This window comes from Phenylobacterium sp. (genome assembly GCF_016793285.1).
Lineage (GTDB): Bacteria > Pseudomonadota > Alphaproteobacteria > Caulobacterales > Caulobacteraceae > Phenylobacterium.
Window position 1 is genome coordinate 1 of sequence record NZ_JAEUMO010000161.1, and the last position, 17,426, is coordinate 17,426.

The 17,426-nt window shown below is 72.8% G+C and carries 16 protein-coding genes; 5 read left to right on the forward strand and 11 right to left on the reverse strand.

All coding sequences use genetic code 11. The features are described from left to right. The 3 genes from JNL41_RS14635 to JNL41_RS14645 all read left to right on the forward strand — a co-directional run. A partial coding sequence (locus tag JNL41_RS14635) for an FkbM family methyltransferase (RefSeq protein ID WP_293476140.1) occupies positions 1 to 778 on the forward strand: 778 nt, incomplete at its 5' end. 4 nt (positions 779 to 782) lie between these two features. Then, positions 783 to 1,604, forward strand: coding sequence for an SDR family oxidoreductase (locus tag JNL41_RS14640; protein WP_293476142.1), 822 nt, complete (start codon positions 783 to 785; stop codon positions 1,602 to 1,604). Continuing rightward, the gene (locus JNL41_RS14645; RefSeq protein WP_293476144.1) at positions 1,601 to 2,254 is read left to right on the forward strand and encodes a hypothetical protein; all 654 of its coding nucleotides are present in this window, start codon (positions 1,601 to 1,603) and stop codon (positions 2,252 to 2,254) included. The genes JNL41_RS14640 and JNL41_RS14645 overlap by 4 nt, the downstream gene beginning before the upstream one ends. Position 2,255: 1 nt before the next feature. On the opposite strand, the gene JNL41_RS14650 is transcribed toward JNL41_RS14645, so the two are convergent. Genes JNL41_RS14650 through JNL41_RS14665 form a run of 4 tightly spaced genes read right to left on the reverse strand, consistent with a single transcriptional unit; the run spans position 2,256 to position 7,810 of the window. Further along, complete coding sequence (locus JNL41_RS14650; RefSeq protein WP_293476146.1) at positions 2,256 to 4,523, reverse strand: glycosyltransferase family 41 protein; 2,268 nt, start codon at positions 4,521 to 4,523, stop codon at positions 2,256 to 2,258. Further along, entirely contained in the window at positions 4,523 to 6,814 is a 2,292-nt protein-coding gene (locus JNL41_RS14655) for a tetratricopeptide repeat protein (RefSeq protein ID WP_293476148.1), read from the reverse strand. Before JNL41_RS14655 ends, JNL41_RS14650 begins: the two co-directional genes overlap by 1 nt. 57 nt (positions 6,815 to 6,871) lie before the next feature. After that, positions 6,872 to 7,153 (reverse strand): SemiSWEET transporter, encoded by a 282-nt coding sequence (locus JNL41_RS14660; RefSeq protein WP_293476150.1) that lies wholly within the window; start codon positions 7,151 to 7,153, stop codon positions 6,872 to 6,874. A 6-nt stretch (positions 7,154 to 7,159) separates the two neighbouring features. Further along, positions 7,160 to 7,810 (reverse strand): sensor histidine kinase, encoded by a 651-nt coding sequence (locus tag JNL41_RS14665; RefSeq protein WP_293476152.1) that lies wholly within the window; start codon positions 7,808 to 7,810, stop codon positions 7,160 to 7,162. Positions 7,811 to 7,982: 172 nt separating this feature from the next. On the opposite strand from JNL41_RS14665, the gene purD reads away from it, so the two are divergent. Continuing rightward, positions 7,983 to 9,251, forward strand: a complete 1,269-nt coding sequence (gene purD / locus JNL41_RS14670; protein WP_293476154.1) for a phosphoribosylamine--glycine ligase — start codon at positions 7,983 to 7,985, stop codon at positions 9,249 to 9,251. Here purD and JNL41_RS14675 read toward each other — a convergent pair. Then, on the reverse strand, positions 9,248 to 9,670 hold the full coding sequence (locus JNL41_RS14675; protein WP_293476156.1) for an SRPBCC domain-containing protein: 423 nt from the start codon (positions 9,668 to 9,670) through the stop codon (positions 9,248 to 9,250). The genes purD and JNL41_RS14675 overlap by 4 nt on opposite strands. A 104-nt stretch (positions 9,671 to 9,774) precedes the next feature. On the opposite strand from JNL41_RS14675, the gene JNL41_RS14680 reads away from it, so the two are divergent. Next, positions 9,775 to 10,851: a phosphotransferase family protein gene (locus JNL41_RS14680; RefSeq protein ID WP_293476158.1), complete on the forward strand. Its 1,077-nt coding sequence runs from the start codon at positions 9,775 to 9,777 to the stop codon at positions 10,849 to 10,851. On the opposite strand, the gene lpxK is transcribed toward JNL41_RS14680, so the two are convergent. From lpxK to JNL41_RS14710, 6 genes are all read right to left on the reverse strand, one after another. Next, a complete protein-coding gene (gene lpxK, locus JNL41_RS14685; protein ID WP_293476160.1) occupies positions 10,844 to 11,833 on the reverse strand; it encodes a tetraacyldisaccharide 4'-kinase in 990 nt (329 codons plus the stop codon). The two genes, JNL41_RS14680 and lpxK, sit on opposite strands and share 8 nt — an antisense overlap. Continuing rightward, entirely contained in the window at positions 11,830 to 13,083 is a 1,254-nt protein-coding gene (locus JNL41_RS14690) for a glycosyltransferase N-terminal domain-containing protein (RefSeq protein ID WP_293476162.1), read from the reverse strand. Before JNL41_RS14690 ends, lpxK begins: the two co-directional genes overlap by 4 nt. Positions 13,084 to 13,120: 37 nt before the next feature. Next, on the reverse strand, positions 13,121 to 14,122 hold the full coding sequence (locus JNL41_RS14695) for a cation diffusion facilitator family transporter (protein WP_293476164.1): 1,002 nt from the start codon (positions 14,120 to 14,122) through the stop codon (positions 13,121 to 13,123). 58 nt (positions 14,123 to 14,180) lie between these two features. After that, positions 14,181 to 14,882, reverse strand: coding sequence for a DUF374 domain-containing protein (locus tag JNL41_RS14700; protein ID WP_293476166.1), 702 nt, complete (start codon positions 14,880 to 14,882; stop codon positions 14,181 to 14,183). Further along, complete coding sequence (locus JNL41_RS14705; RefSeq protein ID WP_293476168.1) at positions 14,879 to 16,654, reverse strand: ABC transporter transmembrane domain-containing protein; 1,776 nt, start codon at positions 16,652 to 16,654, stop codon at positions 14,879 to 14,881. The genes JNL41_RS14700 and JNL41_RS14705 overlap by 4 nt, the downstream gene beginning before the upstream one ends. Before the next feature lie 181 nt (positions 16,655 to 16,835). Beyond that, positions 16,836 to 17,426, reverse strand: a 591-nt coding sequence (locus JNL41_RS14710; protein WP_293476170.1) for a hypothetical protein, incomplete at its 5' end; no start/stop codon positions are given.

Sequence of the window (17,426 nt, forward strand, 5' to 3'; positions counted from 1 at the left end):
GCCGATGACCAGCCGCATCCTGGTCGATCTGGCCAGGGGCGCGAAGAACGTCGTCATCGGCGGCGCCTACTTCGGCGACCACGCCGTGCTGATCGCCCGCGAGATCGCCGGGAACGGCGGCGTCGTCCACGCCTTCGAGCCGAACAACCAGCAGCGCGGCATGCTGATGAAGAACGCCGAGCTGAACGGCCTCTCCAACATCCGCCCGCGGCCGGAAGGCCTCTGGCACGACAGCACCACCAACCTGAAGCTCGTCGGCTACGACAGCTTCGCCAACGCCGAGGTGGCGGAGGCGGGCGACGACACCTTCAGGACCGTCACCATCGCCGACTACCTGACGGCCGCCGGCGTGGACCGCCTGGACCTGATCGTGCTCGACATCGAAGGCGCCGAGCTTGGTGCGCTGAAGGGCGCTGCGCGGTTCCTGAACGCTCCGGCAGGCGAGGCCCCGGCGATCCTGTTCGAGGTCCACCGCCACTACGTCGACTGGTCGAACGGTCTCGGGAACACCGAGATCGCGAAGCTGCTGACGGACGCCGGCTACACCCTCTTCGGCCTGCGCGACTTCAACTCGAACTACGATCTGGCGGGCAAGCCGGTCGAGCTGATCCCGATGGACGACATCTACCTGGAAGGCCCGCCGCACGGCTTCAACATGGTCGCCGTGAAGGACCCCAAGGTGTTCGACAGGCCCGGCTACGCCATCGTGAAGGGTGTCAGCCCCAAGTACCTGCGCCACAAGGACCCGGCGCTCCACCACCCGGCGGGCGGGCTCTAGCGGCGTGGCGGGGGCGGCCACCGTCGCCAGGGCCACCGTAGTGGGGGCCGCCGGCTTCGTCGGCGCCCGCCTCACCCGGCGCCTGCGGGCCGACGGCTGGGACGTCTGGGCGCCGGCCAAGGGCGACCCCGAGCTGCTGACCCGCGACCTGGGCACGGTCTTCTACTGCGCCGGCCTCACCGCCGACTACGACCGCCGCCCGTTCGACACGGTCGAGGCGCACGCGACCCTGGTCAGCCGGCTCGTCGAGGCCGGCCGCTTCGGCAAGTTCGTCTACTGCTCCTCCACGCGCCTCTACGACGGGCAGCGCAAGGACATCGTCCACGAGGCCGAGGCGCTCGTCTTCGATCCGGCCGACCCGCGCCGCGTCTACGACCTCTCCAAGGCGCTGGGCGAGAACCTGACGCTGGCCCGCAGCGGCGGCCGCGGCGCGGTGGCCCGCCTCTCCAACGTCTACGACTGGGCGGAGGGCGCGCCGGGCTTCCTGTCGGAGTGGCTGATCGAGGCGCGCCGGACCCGCGACCTCGTTCTGCAGTCCAGCCCCAACATCGCCCGCGACTACATCCACCTCGACGACACCGTGGCCGCGCTCATCGCCATCGCCGAGCGCGGGCAGGGAATCTTCAACGTCGCCGCCGGCCGCCTGACCACCAACGCCGAGATCGCCCGCGTCTTCGAGGCGCGCGGCTTCTGGGTGAAGTTCACCGGCGACGCCAACCCGCCGTCCCCGCCGAACGCGAGCGTGGAGCGCCTCGCCGCCCTTGGCGTGACCGCGCGGCCGGTGGAGGATGTGGTCGCCGCCCATCTGGAAGGTCTTCCCGCGTGAAGCTGCTCGACCACACCCGCGAGAGCCTCGTCGGCTACCTGACCGCCCAGTGCGCCGCCATCGTGCCCGACGGGCGCGAGGCTGCGTTCCGTGCCGCCGTGGACGCCCACCTCGACGAGGCGCTGGCGCGGATGCACGTCTGCATCAACGCCTGCGCCCCCTGGCGGCCCGACCAGTTCAACGTGCTGCAATCCTCGCAGCACTGCATCTTCCTGTATTACCTCTCCAACACGATGTACCGGCGCTCGAACGAGACCGCCGCGGCGACACGCCTCTTCCTGATGAACAAGGCCCTGAACGGCATCGACCTCTTCTACGAGATCGCCATGCCGGAGGTGTTCTACATCGGCCACTCGGTCGGCATCGTGCTCGCCAAGGCGACCTACGGGAACTACCTGGTGCTCTACCAGAACTCGACCGTGGGCCGGCACAAGGACCAGATCCCGGTGATCGGCGACCGCGTGGTGATCTACCCCAACTGCGCCGTCATCGGCCGTTCGGTGATCGGCTCAGACTCGGTCCTGGCCCAGGGCACGAGCGCCGTGAACAAGACGGTGCCGCAGGGCGTCATCGCCTTCCGCGCGGGCGGCACGGACCTCGCGTTCCAGCCTCGGCCGGACGACCTGCTGCAGGAATACTTCCGGCTCTAGGCTAGGCCCCGCGCACCGCGTTCCACATCGTCTCGTAGAAGTCGCGGGCGAAGTCGGCCGTGCGCCCGAGCGGGCCGGCGCGCAGGTCGCGGCGCAGGCTGGACCGGAGCGCGCGGCGGCGCTCCACATCGGCGGCCAGGCGCGTCGCGATCCCGACGTAGGCGTCCAGGTCCCGCGCGCACAGGTCGCCCAGGCCGGCGTTGGTTAGGATCGAAAAGCTCAGCCGCTCGTAGAACGCCGGCCCGACCAGGCTCACCACCGGCACGCCCATCCAGAGGCTCTCGGTGGTGGTGGTCCCGCCGGTCAGCGGGAAGGTGTCGAGGCTGACGTCGATGTCGCCGTAGTGCGCCAGGTGGCCGCCGCGCACGGCGCGCCAGATCAGGCGTTCGGGGACCACGCCCTCGGCAGCGAACGCCGCCTCGATGTTGCCGCGGAAGCCCGCCGAGCCCGCCTCGGGCCGCACAACCATGAACCGGCTGCCGGGCGTGGCGGCGACCACCCTGGCCCAGGCCGCGAGCGTGGCGGGGTTGTACTTGTAGGGATTGTTCGCCGTGCCGAACGTCACGAAGCCGTTGCGGGCGCTCGGCGGCTCGGCCGCGATCGCCGCCTCGTCGGTGAACACGTGCTCGCCGAGCGCGATCCAGGTCGCCGGCAGCATCAACGGCTGCTCGATCATCAGCTCGGGGCGCTGGGGCGCGTTCCGCGGGTCGCAGATGAACCAGTCGATGCAGGAGAGCCCCACCGAGTGCGGATAGCCGAGCCAGCTCGCCTGCCTGGGCGCCGCCCGGAACGCCATCACCTCGATGCGGTTGAACAGCGTCGACCCGCCCAGCTCGATCAGCAGGTCGAGGCCGTCGTCGGCGATGGCCTGGGCCGCGGCGTTGGCGGCCATCCCGCGCAGGTTCCGCACGGTCGCTGCGGCGGCCACCGCGGTCTGCACCGGGTCTTCGCCACGCCCCGGGTGATGCGAATAGACGAAGAGCTCGAAGCGCGGGTCGCGATGCTGGAACAGCGGCAGGGCGAAATGGCCGACCGCGTGCCGGCGCAGGTCCGATGACAGGAAGCCCAGGCGCAGGGTCGGGTCCGCAGGACGCGGCGCCCGCCGCGCGACCGGCGCCTTCGCGGCCCAGGCTTGCGCGCCGCGGCCCCAGATGCGGTGCTGCTCGACGAGCTCCAGCCGGTCGGCGTCGCTGGCCACGCGGGGGATCTGCTCCAGCAGCGCCGAGTGGCGCCCGGCCTGGGCGAAGGCGCGGCCCATCTCTCGGAAGCCGCCCACCTGCGCCAGGGCTGCGAAATCGCAGGCCCGGCCCAGCACCTCGCTCAGGATCTTGTTCCCGGGCTCGGTGTTGTGCGGCAGGGCCTGGAGCGCGAGCCGGTAGGCCCGCTCCAGGCTCTCGCCCTCGCTCGCCGTGCGGTCGCGCGACAGTCCCTCGGCCAGGGCCAGCGCATACTCGAGGTTGTTCGGCGCCAGCGCGTGCGCCTTCTCCAGTTGCACGTTCGCCGTCGCCCGGTCGCCGTCGCCGATGAGTTGTCCCCGCTGGAAGTGCGTCCACGCCGCGCCCGGCATGAAGGTCTCGGCGGCGTCGAGGAAGGCGAGCGCCGCCGCGCCGGCGCCGCTGCGCCGCAGGAGCACGGCCTTGGCCTCCAGCAGCCGCGCGGCCGTGGGGGTGCGCCGGATGGCGTCCTCCAGCACCGCGATGGCTTCGTCCAGCCGCTGTTCGCCCGAAAGGATGCTCGCCAGGTCGAGCCACGCCTCGATGTTGTCGGGGGCCATCGCCAGCGCCGCGCGCATCGCGTCGGCCGCCGCCTCGCCTTTGTCCTGCTGCCACAACGCGCGGCCGAGGCGCCAGCGGTGCTGCGGCGCGCCGGGATCGAGCCGGATCAGTTCGCCGTAGACCTGGGCGGCGCGCTCGCCCCGCCGCAGGTCCAGGAGCGCGTTGCCGAGGTTCTGCCAGGCGGCCGCCACCCCCGGCCGCATCGCGACGGCCGCCTCCAGCGCATCGACCGCCTCGGGCAGCCGCTTCAGCCGCCTGAGCGCGACGCCCAGGGTATTGGTGAGCTCGTAGTCGTCCGGGTGCGCCGCCAGCCCCGCGGCTGCGCGCCGTTCGGCGTCGTCGATCCGACCCAGGTTGAAGAGCTGCGCGGCGAGCATCCGCCAGAGGACCGCAGGCTGCGGCCCCTCGGCGATCGCCGCCTCGAGCTCGGCCACGGCCGCCTCGCGCCGCCCGGCGGCGACCGCCGCCTTCGCCGCCGCCAGCCGGTCGACCATCAGGCCCGCTCGGTGACGGCGCGGTGGATCATCTCGTAGAAGTCCTTCGCGAACTGCGAGGTCTGGCCCAGCGGGCTCTTGCGCAGGTCCTCGCGGATGGTGGCCCGGATCGTGCGGCGGCGCTCGACGTCCGCCGCCAGCTTCAGCGCGATCGCCTGGTACTGGTCGAGGTCGGTGGCGCAGAGGTCGCCCAGCCCGGCGTTCGACAGGATCGAGTAGCTGAGCCGCTCGTGGAACGCCTGGCCGACCAGGCTCACCAGCGGCACGCCCATCCAGAGGCTCTCGGTCGTCGTCGTGCCGCCGGTCAGCGGGAACGGGTCCAGCGTCACGTCGATCTCGTTGTAGTACGGCATGTGCATGCCGCGCACGGCGTGGAAGACGAGGCGGTCCTCGCTCACGCCCTCGGCGGCGAACAACCGGGCGATGTTGCGTCGGAAGCTGGCGCCGCTGCCCTCGGGCCGCACGAACGCGAACTTCGAGCCCGGCACGCCCGCCACCACGCGCGCCCAGGCCTGCAGCACCTCGCGGCCGTACTTGTGCGGGTTGTTGGCGGTGCCGAAGGTCACGAAGCCGTTCCGCTCGCTGGGCAGCGGTCCCGGCGTGATCTGGTTGCGGTCCGAGAAGAAGGCGTCGCCCAGCGCCAGCCAGGTGTGCGGCATGACGAGCGGCTTCTCGACCATGTACTCGGGACGCGTCGGGCGGCTGTAGGGGTCGCAGACGAAGTAGTCGATGCTCTCCAGGCCGGCGGAGTGCGGATAGCCCAGCCAGCTCGCCTGCAGCGGCGCCGGGCGGTAGGCCATGACCTCCAGCTTGTTCATGTGCGTGGAGCCGCCCAGTTCGATCAGCATGTCGAGCTGGTCGGCCGCGATCCGCTCGGCCGCTTCGCCGATGGCGACGTCGGGCCACCAGCGGTAGGCCGCGATCTTGCTCGCGATATGCCGGTGCGCGGCGTCTTCCTTGCCCAGGTTGTACGAATAGACGAAGACCTCGAACCGCTCGTTGTCGACGTAGTCGAACAGCGGCATCGCGAAATAGCCCACCGGGTGCTGGCGCAGGTCGGACGACATGAAGCCCAGGCGGATCTTGCGCCCCTCCCGCGGGAGCGGCGGCGGGCGCTTGATCGGGCGCCGTGCAGCCTGCTTCTCCTGTTCGCGGCCCCAGATGCGGTGCTGCTCGACGAGCTCCAGGCGGTCCTCGTCGGTGAACGTCCGCGCCAGTTGCTTGAGCAGCGCCGTGTGCCGCCCGGTGGACGCCCAGCCGCGGCCCAGGGACCGGAAGTCGCCGACCTGCTCCATCGAATCGTAGTCCGCCACCCGCACGAAGACCTCGGTCATGATCTTCGCCGCCGCTTCGCCGAATTCCCGGCGCCGCGGCAGGAGCTTCAGCGCGAGCTGGTAGGCTTCCTCGATGTGTCCGCCTTCGTCGCCCATGCGCGTGCGCTCGAGGCTCTCGACCAGCGCCATCGAGTAGTCCAGCCGGTCCGGCTCCAGCTCGACGGCCCGGCGCAGGTGGCGGTTCGCCCGCTCGCGGTCCCAGTCGGCGACGAGGAGGCCGATCTGGCAGTGCAGCCAGCCCGCGTCCGGATTGGCGGGCAGGAGGTCGGTCAGGAACTGTTCGGCCCGGCGCATCTGGCCCGAGCGCCGGTACATCAGCGCGAGACCCTCCAGGAGGCGCTGTTCGCCGGGGCTGGCCGCCAGGGCCTTGCTCATCGCCTCCTCGGCCTCGGCCGTGCGGAACTCCTCGTTCAGCAGGCCCACCATGTCGAGCCAGGCGTCGACGTTGTCCTTCTTCAGGCTGACGGCGGTGCGGAAGCGGGTCAGGGCCGGCTCGATCCGGGCCTGGTGGTGCAACGCGCGGCCCAGTTGGCGCTGGTACTCGGGGTTGCGCGGCTCCACCCGCACCAGCTTGCCGAACACCGCCTCGGCGCGCGCGCCCTCCTTCAGGTCCAGGAAGACGTTGCCCAGGTTCTGCTGGGCGGCGGGATTCTTCGGGTTGAGCTTGATCGCGGTTTCGAGGACCGGCACGGCCTCGGCCTGCCGCTTCGCCTTGCGCAGCAGGACCCCGTAGGTGTTCAGGAGGTCGTAGTCCTTCGGGTAGCGCTTCGCGCCCTGGGCGGCGTAGGCCACGCCCTCGTCGAAGCGGCCGGCGCCGTAGAGGTTGGCGGTCAGCACCCGGTAGACCTGGACGGCGCGCGCGGGATCCTCGGTGACGGCCGCGATCATGTGCTCGATCGCCTCGTCGCGGCGCCCTGCGTTCAACGCCGCCTGCGCCGCCTGCAACCGATCGCTCATTCCAAGTCCTTCAAACCCGAACGGAACCGGCTGCTTAAGGCCCGCTGCCGCCCCTGGCTAGGGCGCCGTCGCCGCAGTCCCGTGGGAGAAGCGCCACTTCAGGGTCAGGATGGTGGCCGAGAGCGCCAGGCAGACGGCGTTGGACGCCGCCACCGGCCAGCTCTCGCTCATCACGCCATAGGCGATCCAGAGCGAGAAGCCGGTGACCGTCACGGCGTACATGCGCAGCGAGACCGACGAGGCGTCGCGCTCGCGCCAGATCTTCACGATCTGGGGCACGAAGCTGGTCATCGAGCACAGGGCCGCGCCCGTTCCGACCATGTCCGCGAGGGAGATCATCGGGGCTCAGCCCCGCACGGCGTCGCTGTCCATGGGGACGACAACGGAAAGCCGCACGCCCGGTTGCGCCACGTCGGTGGTGAGCCTGCCGCGCAGTTGCTGCGCCATCAGTTGCGCCAAGGTCAGGCCGAAGCCGGCCGGCGGCGCGCCGGAGGCGATCCCGACGCCGTCGTCGGCCACCGAAAGCTCGAAGCCCCTGCCGATGCGCCGCAGCGCCACGCGCACGCGGCCGGCGCGGCCTGGCGGGTAGGCGTGGCGCAGGGCGTTGCCGACGGCCTCGCTGACCAGCAGCGCCACGGGGACGCCCTGACGGCCGGCGATGGTGACGCTCTCCAGGTCGAGGTCGATCTCGACGCCCTCGCGGCCGGCCGATCCGGCCAGGTCGCCCACGATCTCCCGCACCAGCGCCGCCAGCTCCACCTGCTCGGCGTCGCCTTCCCAGCCCACATGGCGGTGCGCGACGCTGACGGCGGCCACGCGCTGCTGCACCGCCCGCAGCGCCGCCCTGGCCCCCTCGTCGCCCGCGCGCCGGCCCTGGAGGAGGACGATGGACGAGATCAGTTGCAGGGTGTTCTTCACCCTGTGCTCCACCTCCCGCGCCCGGGCCTCATGCCACTCGAGCGCCCGCTCCGGGCTGTCGGTACTCGGACTGGCCATCCCGTCTCCCGTCGTTCGGCCGTTACCCGGCGAGGTTATCCCAGCGCGCGCATGCTGTAGCTGTGACTCGGCGTCGCCGGTCGGCGAACGCGGTATCGCGCCCCGCGATGGACGCAACTCCGGCCCCTGACGCGCTTGACCGCGCGGGCGGGCCACGCCAAAGCGGCCGGCCATGAACATCCTCCTGGTAGGCTCCGGCGGGCGCGAGCATGCGCTGGCGTGGAAGATCGCGGCCTCGCCCCTGGTGAAGCGGCTGGTGGCGGCGCCGGGCAACCCGGGCATGGCCGCCCAGGCCGAGCTGCGCAACGTGCCGGCGACCGACGTGGAGGGGCTCGTGGCGCTGGCCCGCGAGATCGCAGCCGACCTCGTGGTGATCGGGCCGGAGTCGTCGGTCGCGGCGGGTCTGGCAGACGCGGTCGTGGCCGCGGGCATCCCCTGCTTCGGCCCCAGCGCCCAGGCGGGCCAGCTCGAGAGTTCAAAGGCCTTCACCAAGGCCTTCTGCGACCGCTACGGCCTGCCGACGTCGGCCTATGCCGTGTGCGAAAGCGCCGCCGAGGGCCACGCGGCGCTTGCGCGGTTCCAGCCGCCCTACGTGGTCAAGGCCGACGGGCTGGCGGCGGGGAAGGGCGTCGTCATCGCCCCCACGAAGGGAGAGGCCGAGGCCGCCATCGACGACGCTTTCGCCGGCCGGTTCGGCGAAGCCGGCGCGCGGGTGGTGCTGGAGGAGTTCCTGGAGGGCGAGATCGGCTCGCTGTTCGCGCTCTGCGACGGCAGGGACTCGATGGTCTTCGGGTCGGCCCAGGACCACAAGCGCGCCTTCGACGGCGAGCAGGGTCCGAACACGGGCGGCATGGGGACGTATTCGCCGGCGCCCGTCTTCACGCGGGAGCTAGTCGAGCAGGTCCGCACGCGCCTGGTCGAGCCGGCCTTCGCGGGAATCGCCGCCGACGGCGCGCCGTACAAGGGCGTGCTCTTCGTCGAGCTGATGGCTACGAAGGCTGGGCCCAAGCTGGTCGAGTTCAATGTCCGCTTCGGCGACCCCGAGTGCCAGGTGCTGATGCTGCGCCTGGAGAGCGACCTCGTCCCCTACCTCATGGCCTGCGCCGAGGGCCGGCTGGCCGAAATGCCGCCGCCTCAGTGGCGCGACGAGAGCGCGGTCTGCGTCGTCATGGCCGCCAAGGGCTATCCGGAGAAGCCCCAGGCCGGCGGCGCGATCAACGGCGCCGACGGCGACTTCGGCGCGGACACCGTCGTCCTCCACGCCGGCACGAAGCTGGACGACGCCGGCCAGCTCCGCGCGTCTGGCGGCCGCGTGCTCAATGCCTGCGCCCGCGGCGCGACGCTGCGCGAGGCCCGCGACCGCGCCTACGCCGCCGTCGACGCCATCGACTTCCCGGACGGCTTCTGCCGCCGCGACATCGGCTGGCGCGCGCTGGGTTAGCGCTCGGCGACCGCGCGGAGCGCCGGCAGCGCCACGGCGTGCCAGGCGCGGCCCATGCCGCCGCGCACGTCCTCGGTCTCGCGGTCCTCGAACCGGTCCCAGCCCGAATGGACCAGGCGCACATGGGTGCCGCCCGAGATCTCGGTCAGGCGGACGTCGACGAAGGTGTCCGGCAGGCCCCAGGTGAACGACAGCCGGCGCGGCCGGTCCAGCACCTCGATCCGGCACGCGATCGCGTCGGTCACGTCGCCCGCGAGCCGCCGCGCCCGGTCCGGCTGGAGGTAGAAGACGTGCCCGGCCTCGGCGCGGAAGCGCAGAGCGCCCATCCACTGGCTCACCTGCGCCGGGTCGCTCAGCGCCTGCCAAACCCGCTCACGCGGGGCGGCGATCTCGATGATCGACATGACGTCTTCGGCCATGTCTTCGAGTTGCGGACGCCGTGCCCGGGCGTCAAGCCTTGCTCCGTCGGCCCGCCCGGCTAAAAGGACTTCAAACAAGCGTACGAGCGCGTGGGGAGACGAACATGGCCGAAGCCCTGACCGCCGAGCAGGAGCGCGAGGCGCTCAACACCGGCACGAAGGAGGTCGCAGAGACCCACAGGTTCGACGAGGCCTCGCTGGCCCGCTGGCTGGAGGCCAACGTCGAGGGCTATGCCGGCCCGCTGGAGGTGCGCCAGTTCAAGGGCGGCCAGTCGAACCCGACCTACCAGCTCGTCACGCCGACGAAGAAGTACGTCATGCGCCGCAAGCCGCCCGGGAAGCTGCTGCCTTCGGCGCATGCGGTGGACCGCGAGTTCAAGGTGATCTCCGCGCTCTATCCCACCGGCTTCCCGGTGGCCCGGCCCTACGGCCTCTGCACCGACGAGAGCGTGGTCGGCACCATGTTCTACGTCATGGACATGGTCGAAGGCCGGATCCTCTGGGACCAGTCGCTCCCGGCCTATTCGCCCGCCGAGCGGCGCGAGATCATCCTCTCCAAGATCAAGACCCTCGCCGACCTGCACAACACCGACTACGTGAAGATCGGCCTCGAGGACTACGGCCGCCCCGGCAACTACATGGCCCGCCAGGTCGACCGCTGGACCAAGCAGTACAAGGCCTCCGAGACGGTCCACATCCCGGAGATCGAGCGGCTGATCGAGTTCCTGCCGAGGACCGTGCCCGAGCAGGAGCGCACCTCCATCGTCCACGGCGACTACCGCCTCGACAACATGATCTTCCACCCGACCGAGAACCGCGTCGCCGCCGTCCTCGACTGGGAGCTGGGCACGCTGGGCGAGCCGCTGGCGGACTTCACCTACCTGCTCATGAACTGGATCAACGGCGGCATCTCGCAGATCCCCGACCTGAAGGCCCACGGCATCCCGACGCTGGACGAGGCGGTGGCCTACTACTGCGAACTGACCGGGCGCCCGGGCCTGCCGGAGCTGAACTGGTTCTACAGCTACAACACCTTCCGCCTCGCGGGCATCCTGCAGGGGATCGTGGGCCGGGTGCGCGACGGCACCGCCAACAGCCCGCACGCGGCCCAGCAGGCCGACCGCGTCCTGTCGCTGGCGGAGACGAGCTGGAAGTTCGCCCAGCTCGCGGGCGCTAAGTAGCCCGCGCCAGGACGGCGTCCAGCGCCGCCTCGTCCTCGAAGACCGCCCGCACGGGCCAGGCCGCGACGCGCTCGCGCCAGGCCGCGGGGAGCCGCGCCCAGTCCTTCTCGGTGGTGACGAGGCCCGCGCCGTACTGCGCCGCGCGCGCGGCGAGGCGCTGGAGCTCGGCCTCGGCGTAGGCGTGGTGATCCGGGAAGGGCCACATGTCCCTGAGGTCGCAGCCGGCCGCCTGCAGGGCCCGCTCCACCTTCCAGGGCTTGCCGACGCCGGCGAAGGCGACCTGCGGCCCGGCCGGCGGCGGCGCGGCGGGCGTAAGGCGCGCGATGAGGACCGGCAGCCCGGCGAACTGGCGTAGCAGTGCGGGGTCGGGCGCGTCGAGGTCGGCCGGCAGCAGCAGCACGACCGCGTCGGCGCGGGCCAGGCCGACCTTGAGCGGCTCGCGCATCGGGCCGGCGGGGAACACGCGGCCGTCGCCGAACGGCCACTCGTCGTGGCGCGTCTCGCCGTCGACGACGACCAGCGAGAGCGTCTTCGCGACCGACGGGTTCTGGTGGCCGTCGTCCATGACGATCGCCCGCGCCCCGGCCCGGCTCGCGGCCACGGCGCCGGCCGCCCGGTCGCGCGAGACCCAGACGTCGAGGTCCTGCGCCAGCATCAGCGGCTCGTCGCCGACATCGGCCGCTGCGTGGGCGGCGGGGTCGACCTTCACCGGGCCGGCCAGCGCGCCGCCGTAGCCGCGCGTCAGCACGGCGCCGCCCAGCCGCCGCGCGAGTTCGCGGACCACCGGCGTCTTGCCCGCACCGCCGACGGTGAGGTTGCCCACGCAGATCACCGGCACGCCCGGATCGACCGGCCGCCCGTTGGCGATCCGGCGCGCCGTGGCGGCGGCCCAGATCCACGACGCCGGCGTCAGCACGAGCCGCGTCACCGCGCCGACCTTGGCGTCGCGGGTGTACCACCAGCGAGGGGTCGAGAGCTTCACGGCAGCAGCGGGTCCAGCAGGGTGAGCGCGCGCTGCATCACCGCCGCGTTCTGGCGGCCGGCGTAGGCGAGGGCGGCCTCGCCCATGCGCCGCACGATCGCCGGGTTGTCCAGCAGGCCGCGGATGTGGCGCGTGAGCGCCGCGGCGTCGGGCGCCTCGATGGCGGCGGCCTCCGCGAACAGTCCGGCGTAGGCCTCGGCCGCGTTGAAGGCGTGCGGGCCGGTGAGGATCGGCCGGCCGATCCGCGCCGGCTCCAGCGGATTGTGGCCACCGATGCCGGGGACGAAGCCGCCGCCCATCACCACGATGTCGGCCAGCCGGAAGAAGAGGCCGAGTTCGCCCAGGGTGTCGGCGATGTGGATCGCGCCGGTCGGCGCCTCGCCGGCGGCGCGCCGCGTGGCGTGCAGCTCGTCGGCCAGCGCCGGGCCCCGGTCGGGGTGGCGCGGGGCGATCACCAGCAGGGCCTCGCCGAGGTTGGGCGCCGCGTCGTGGAAGGCCCTGGCGACGATCGCCTCCTCCCCGGGGTGCGTGCTGGCCGCCAGCACGACCTTGCGGCCGGCGGCGGCGGTGCGCAGCCGCTCCAGTTCGGCGGCGTCGAAGGGCAGGGGCTCGCCGACGAGCTTCAGGTTCAGCCGCGGGCCGGGCCGCCCGCCCAGGCGCGCCAGCCGCGCCTCGGTGGCCGCATCCTGCGCCGCCAGCACCTGGAAGGCGGCGACCAGCGCCCGCGCCGAGCCCGGCCAGCGCGACCAGCGCGCGGCGCTGCCTTCGGTCATCCGCGCGGAGATCAGCGACAGGCGAACGCCCTGCGCGCGCGCCGCCAGGATCAGGTTGGGCCAGAGTTCACTCTCGACGAAGACGCCCGCGTCCGGCCGCCAGTGGCCGAGGAAGCGCCGCACGGCGCCCGGCGCGTCCACCGGCGCGAACTGGTGGATCACGCCCGCGGGCAGATGCCCGGCCATCATCGCAGCCGCCGTCACCGTCCCGGACGTCACCAGGAGCGCGAGTTCGGGCCGGTGCGCCCGGAGCGCCGAGACCAGGGGCAGGAGCGACATGGTCTCGCCGACGCTGACGCCGTGCAGCCAGACGAGCGGGCCGTCGGGCCGCGCCGCGCCGGGGCGGCCCAGCCGCTCGCCCAGGCGCGCGGCGTCCTCCTTGCCGCGGCCCGCGCGGCCGCGCAGCACCGCCGGCGCGAAGGGCTCCAGCAGGCCGGTCGCCGCGCCGTAGAGGGCGAGCGGAAGCGTCCTCGTCATCGCGGGTCCCGCCCGGCGAAGCCTTGGCGAAGCAGGGTCACGCCACCTTCGCGCAGCCGACGCCGCAGCCCGCGTCGTCGGTCTCGATCTGCAGGGTCGCGTGGCCGATGCGGAAGCGCCTGGCCAGCTCGGCGCTCGCGCTCTGCAACAGGTCGTCGGCCCCGTCGTTGTCGGGCCGCAGCAGGTGGGCGGTCATGGCCGTCTCGGTGGTCGAGAGCGCCCAGACGTGGAGGTCGTGGACGCCCTGGACGCCGGGCAGGTCGGCGAGGTAGCGGCGCACGGCCTCGACGTCGATGCCGCGCGGGGCGGCGTCGAGGGCCAGGTCGACCGAGTCGCGCAGCAGGCCCCAGGTCCCGAGGACGATCACGGCGGCGATCAGCAGGCCCAGCGCCGGGTCGATCCAGAGCAGGCCGGTGCGGCTCATGGCGAAGGCGCCGACCACCACGGCCAGCGAGACGCCGGCGTCGGCGGCCATGTGCAGGAAGGCGCCGCGGACGTTCAGGTCGGCATGCGCGCCGCGCATGAAGAGCAGGGCCGTCGCCCCGTTGATCAGCACGCCCAGCGCGGCGGTCAGCATGACCAGGCCCGGCTCCACCGGCGAGGGGACGAGCAGCCGATGCACCGATTCCGAGGTGATGGCGCCGACCGCGAGCAGCAGCAGCACGGCGTTGGCGAGCGAGGCCAGGATCGTCGCCTTGCGCAGGCCGTAGGTCCGGCGGCCCGCCGGTGCGCGCTTCGCCAGCAGGGTCGCGCCCCAGGCCAGCAGCAGCGACAGCACGTCCGACAGGTTGTGGCCGGCGTCGGCCAGCAGCGACAGCGAGCCGGTCCAGAAGCCCACGCCGGCCTCGGCCGCCACGAAGACGGTGTTGAGGACGACCCCGATCGCGAAGGCGCGGCCCATGTCGGCGGGCGCGGGGTGGTGGTGGCCGTGCCCATGCGCCCCATGGCCATGACCCGCATGGTCGTGCCCGCCATGGTCGTGCCCGCCAGGGCCGTGGTCGCGCCCGTGATCGTCGTGAGGGGGGTCGTGCGGGGCCATCGGGCCCTATGTCTCACCGCCCGCCGGGGCGATCAATGCGATACCAAGTAACGCAGGATCAGCCGGCCGCCAGCGCCTCGGCCCGGCGCGTGGCCGCCGAGAGGCGCGCCGACCAGTCGGCGACGAGGGCTGCGACGGCGGCCTCGTCGGCGTCGGCGGGGACGAACAGCGGACCTTCCCACACCACGGCGCCGCGGCCGAACGGGGCGGCCCACATGACCTTGTCCCAGGTGCTCTGCATCCGCGCGGCGGGGGCGGCGGCGATGCCCATCAGGAACACCGCCTGCCCGCTGCGGCGCGCGATCTGCAGCGAGCCGGCGGCGATGATCTCGTTCGGGCCGCGCGGGCCGTCGGGGGTGACGACGAGGGCGCCGCCGCCGGCCACCCACTGGGTCGCTTCGCGGATGGCGGCGACGGCCTGGCGCGCCTTGGCCGCGTCGCCCTTCTTGGCCGAGGAGACGCGGATGGCGGGGAAGCCCGACATGTCGAGCGCGCGGGCGATGAACTCGCCGTCGGCGCTGGGCGAGATCAGCGCCTTGGTGCGCTTCCTCCACCACTGCGGCGCGGTGGCGAGGCAGAGCGGGATGCGGCCGTGCCAGAACAGCGCGATCGCGCCCCTGGCGTCGTCGGCCAGGACGGGCTCGACCGCCGCGAGGTTCTCGTGCCGCCAGCGGACGGTGCGCAGGATCAGCCGCAGGTAGGTTCCCAGCACCCAGCCCAGGAAGGCCTGGACGCCGTCAGAGCGGAGGAAGGCCTTCAAGCGGCGGGCTCCGCCTCCAGGTCCTGGCTTTTGGCCAGGCGGGCGTAGAGGCCGCGCGCCTTCACCAGCGCGCCATGGTCGCCGGTCTCCACGACGCGGCCACGGTCGACGACGTAGATGCGGTCGGCGCCGCGCACGGTGGAGAGGCGGTGGGCGATCAGCAGCGTGGTGCGGCCGGCCATCAGGCGCTTCAGGGCGGCCTGCACCTGGGCTTCGCTCTCGGTGTCGAGCGCGCTGGTGGCCTCGTCGAGCAGCAGGATCGGGGCGTCCTTCAGGAAGGCGCGGGCGATGGCGATGCGCTGGCGCTGGCCGCCCGAAAGGCGCGCGCCCCCCTCGCCGACGGGCGTATCGTAGCCGTCGGGCAGGGCGGCGACGAACGCGTGCGCGGCGGCGGCCTGCGCCGCCGCTTCGATCTCGGCCTGGGTGGCGTCGGGCCGGGCATAGGCGATGTTGGCGCGGATGGTGTCGTCGAACAGGAACGGCTCCTGGGTGACCAGCGCGATCTGGTCGCGCAGGGACGAGATCGTCACCTCGCGCACGTCGGCGCCGTCGAGGGTCACGCGGCCGGCGCTGACGTCGTAGAACCGCGGGATCAGGTTCAGGATCGTGCTCTTGCCGCCGCCGGAGGGGCCGACCAGGGCCACGGTCTCGCCACGGCGCGCCTCGAGGTCGACGCCGCTGAGCGCCGGCGGCCCGTCGCCGCCGTAGGAGAAGGCGACCCCCTCGAAGCGGATGTGGCCCTCGGCGCGGGCGATGGGATGGGCGCCCGGCTGCTCGCGCACCTCCGGCTCGACGTCGAGGGCGGCGAAGAGCCGGCGCGCCGCGGACAGGCCCTCGGCGAACACGGTCTGGAGGTTGGCGAGCTGGCGCAGCGCCTGGGACGCCATGGTCAGCGCGGCGACGAAGGAGAAGAAGGCGCCGGCGTTCATCTCGCCGTGGGTCGAGCGCCAGCCGGCGTAGGCGAAGACGACGGCCACGATCAGCGTCATCAGCAGCTCGGTGGCGGGTGCGGCGCGGGCGCGGGCGTTGGCGCCCCTGGTCAGGTGGCGCTGACGGCGGCCGACCACCTCGGCGACGCGGGCCTCCTCGTAGGTCTCGCGGTTCTCGATCTTCACGACGCGGACGCCGTCCAGGCTCTCCATGATCGCCGACGAGAGGTTGGAGGTCTCGGCCATGGCGCCCTTGGCGGCCTTGGTCGTGCGCCTGGAGAAGCGGCGCATGATGACGCCGGCGACCGGCACGGCCAGCAGCAGGACGAGCGACAGCGCCCAGTCGTTGGCGACCATCACCAGGACGGCGCCGAGGAAGATCAGGGCGTTCTGGGTGTAGTTCACGACGCCCGAGGTCGCCGCCTCGCGGATCAGGCCGGCGTCGTAGAGCACCGAGGAGACGTAGGCGCCGGAGTGCTGGCTGCGCAGGTGGGCGAGGTCGGCGCGCACCAGCTTGCCGAAGAGCTGGACCTGCACGTCGCCGACGACGGCGTTGCCGATGTGGTTGACCAGGGTCGCCTGGACGATCTGGGCGACGGTGCGCGCCACGGCGAGGCCGGCGATGGTCAGCGGGATCCAGAGCAGCGCGCCGGCCTTGTGGAAGACCAGCAGGTCGTTGGTGGCGGGCTCGATGATGCGGACGAGTTCGGCGCTGCACCAGGCCACGACCACGGCGGCCAGCATGGCCACGGTCCAGCCCCGCCAGCGCGGCGCCATGTAGCTCCGCGCCACCCGCGCCACGACCGCGCGGGCGCCAGGCTCCGGCGGTGCGGGGGCGCTCATGGGGCTGGGGTCGGATGTTGCGCGGGCGGTGTCAAGCGGGCGAGGCCATACGCGCCGCGGGCGCTGTCATCGGAACCACGAAATACACGAACACACGAAAGGGCATGCGCCGGCTCGCGGGCGGGAGGTCCCGGATCGCGTTTCGCGTGTTTCATGGCTCCAGGAAGGGCGCTTCGCGCCGTCAGCCGGAATTGGACCAGGGAGGCTTGGGGCGCGCTCGGGGGCGCATGACGGTGGGGGCCGTGGAGCCGAGCAGGGACGCTCTCGCCGGCGCAGTGGCCGGCGGAGGCCTGGAGAGCACGGCGACGCCGGGGGTTCGCTGCGGCGCGGGCGCGCCGCCGGCGTCGTCCAGCAGGGTCTTCAGCGCGGGCAGGGTGCGGGTGCGGACGTCGGCGGGCAGGCCGCTCGCGCGGCCGGCGTCGCGGGCGACGAGGCCCAGCGTCGAGAGGAAGCGCGGCAGGCTGACGGGTTCGTAGTCCCGGTCGCGGTCGCGGTCGCGCTCGAATTCGATCCTGAACCCGGGCGGATCGCCGGGTTCGGCTCGTTCGCTGTCGAGCCGTTCCCGCTCGGGGCTGTCGCGCCCGGTAGGCCCGACGTGCGCCGCGGCCGGCTTCGGCCCCGCGCGCAGCGCCATGGCGAGGCGGATGCCCATGCGCACGGCCAGGAAGCTGCGGTGGAAGAGGTCGTAGAGCCCGAAGCTCTTCTTCGTGTCGGCCTCGGCCTTCGCCGCCTCGCCGACCGCCATGCCCAGGGCGTAGGCGCAGTCGACCAG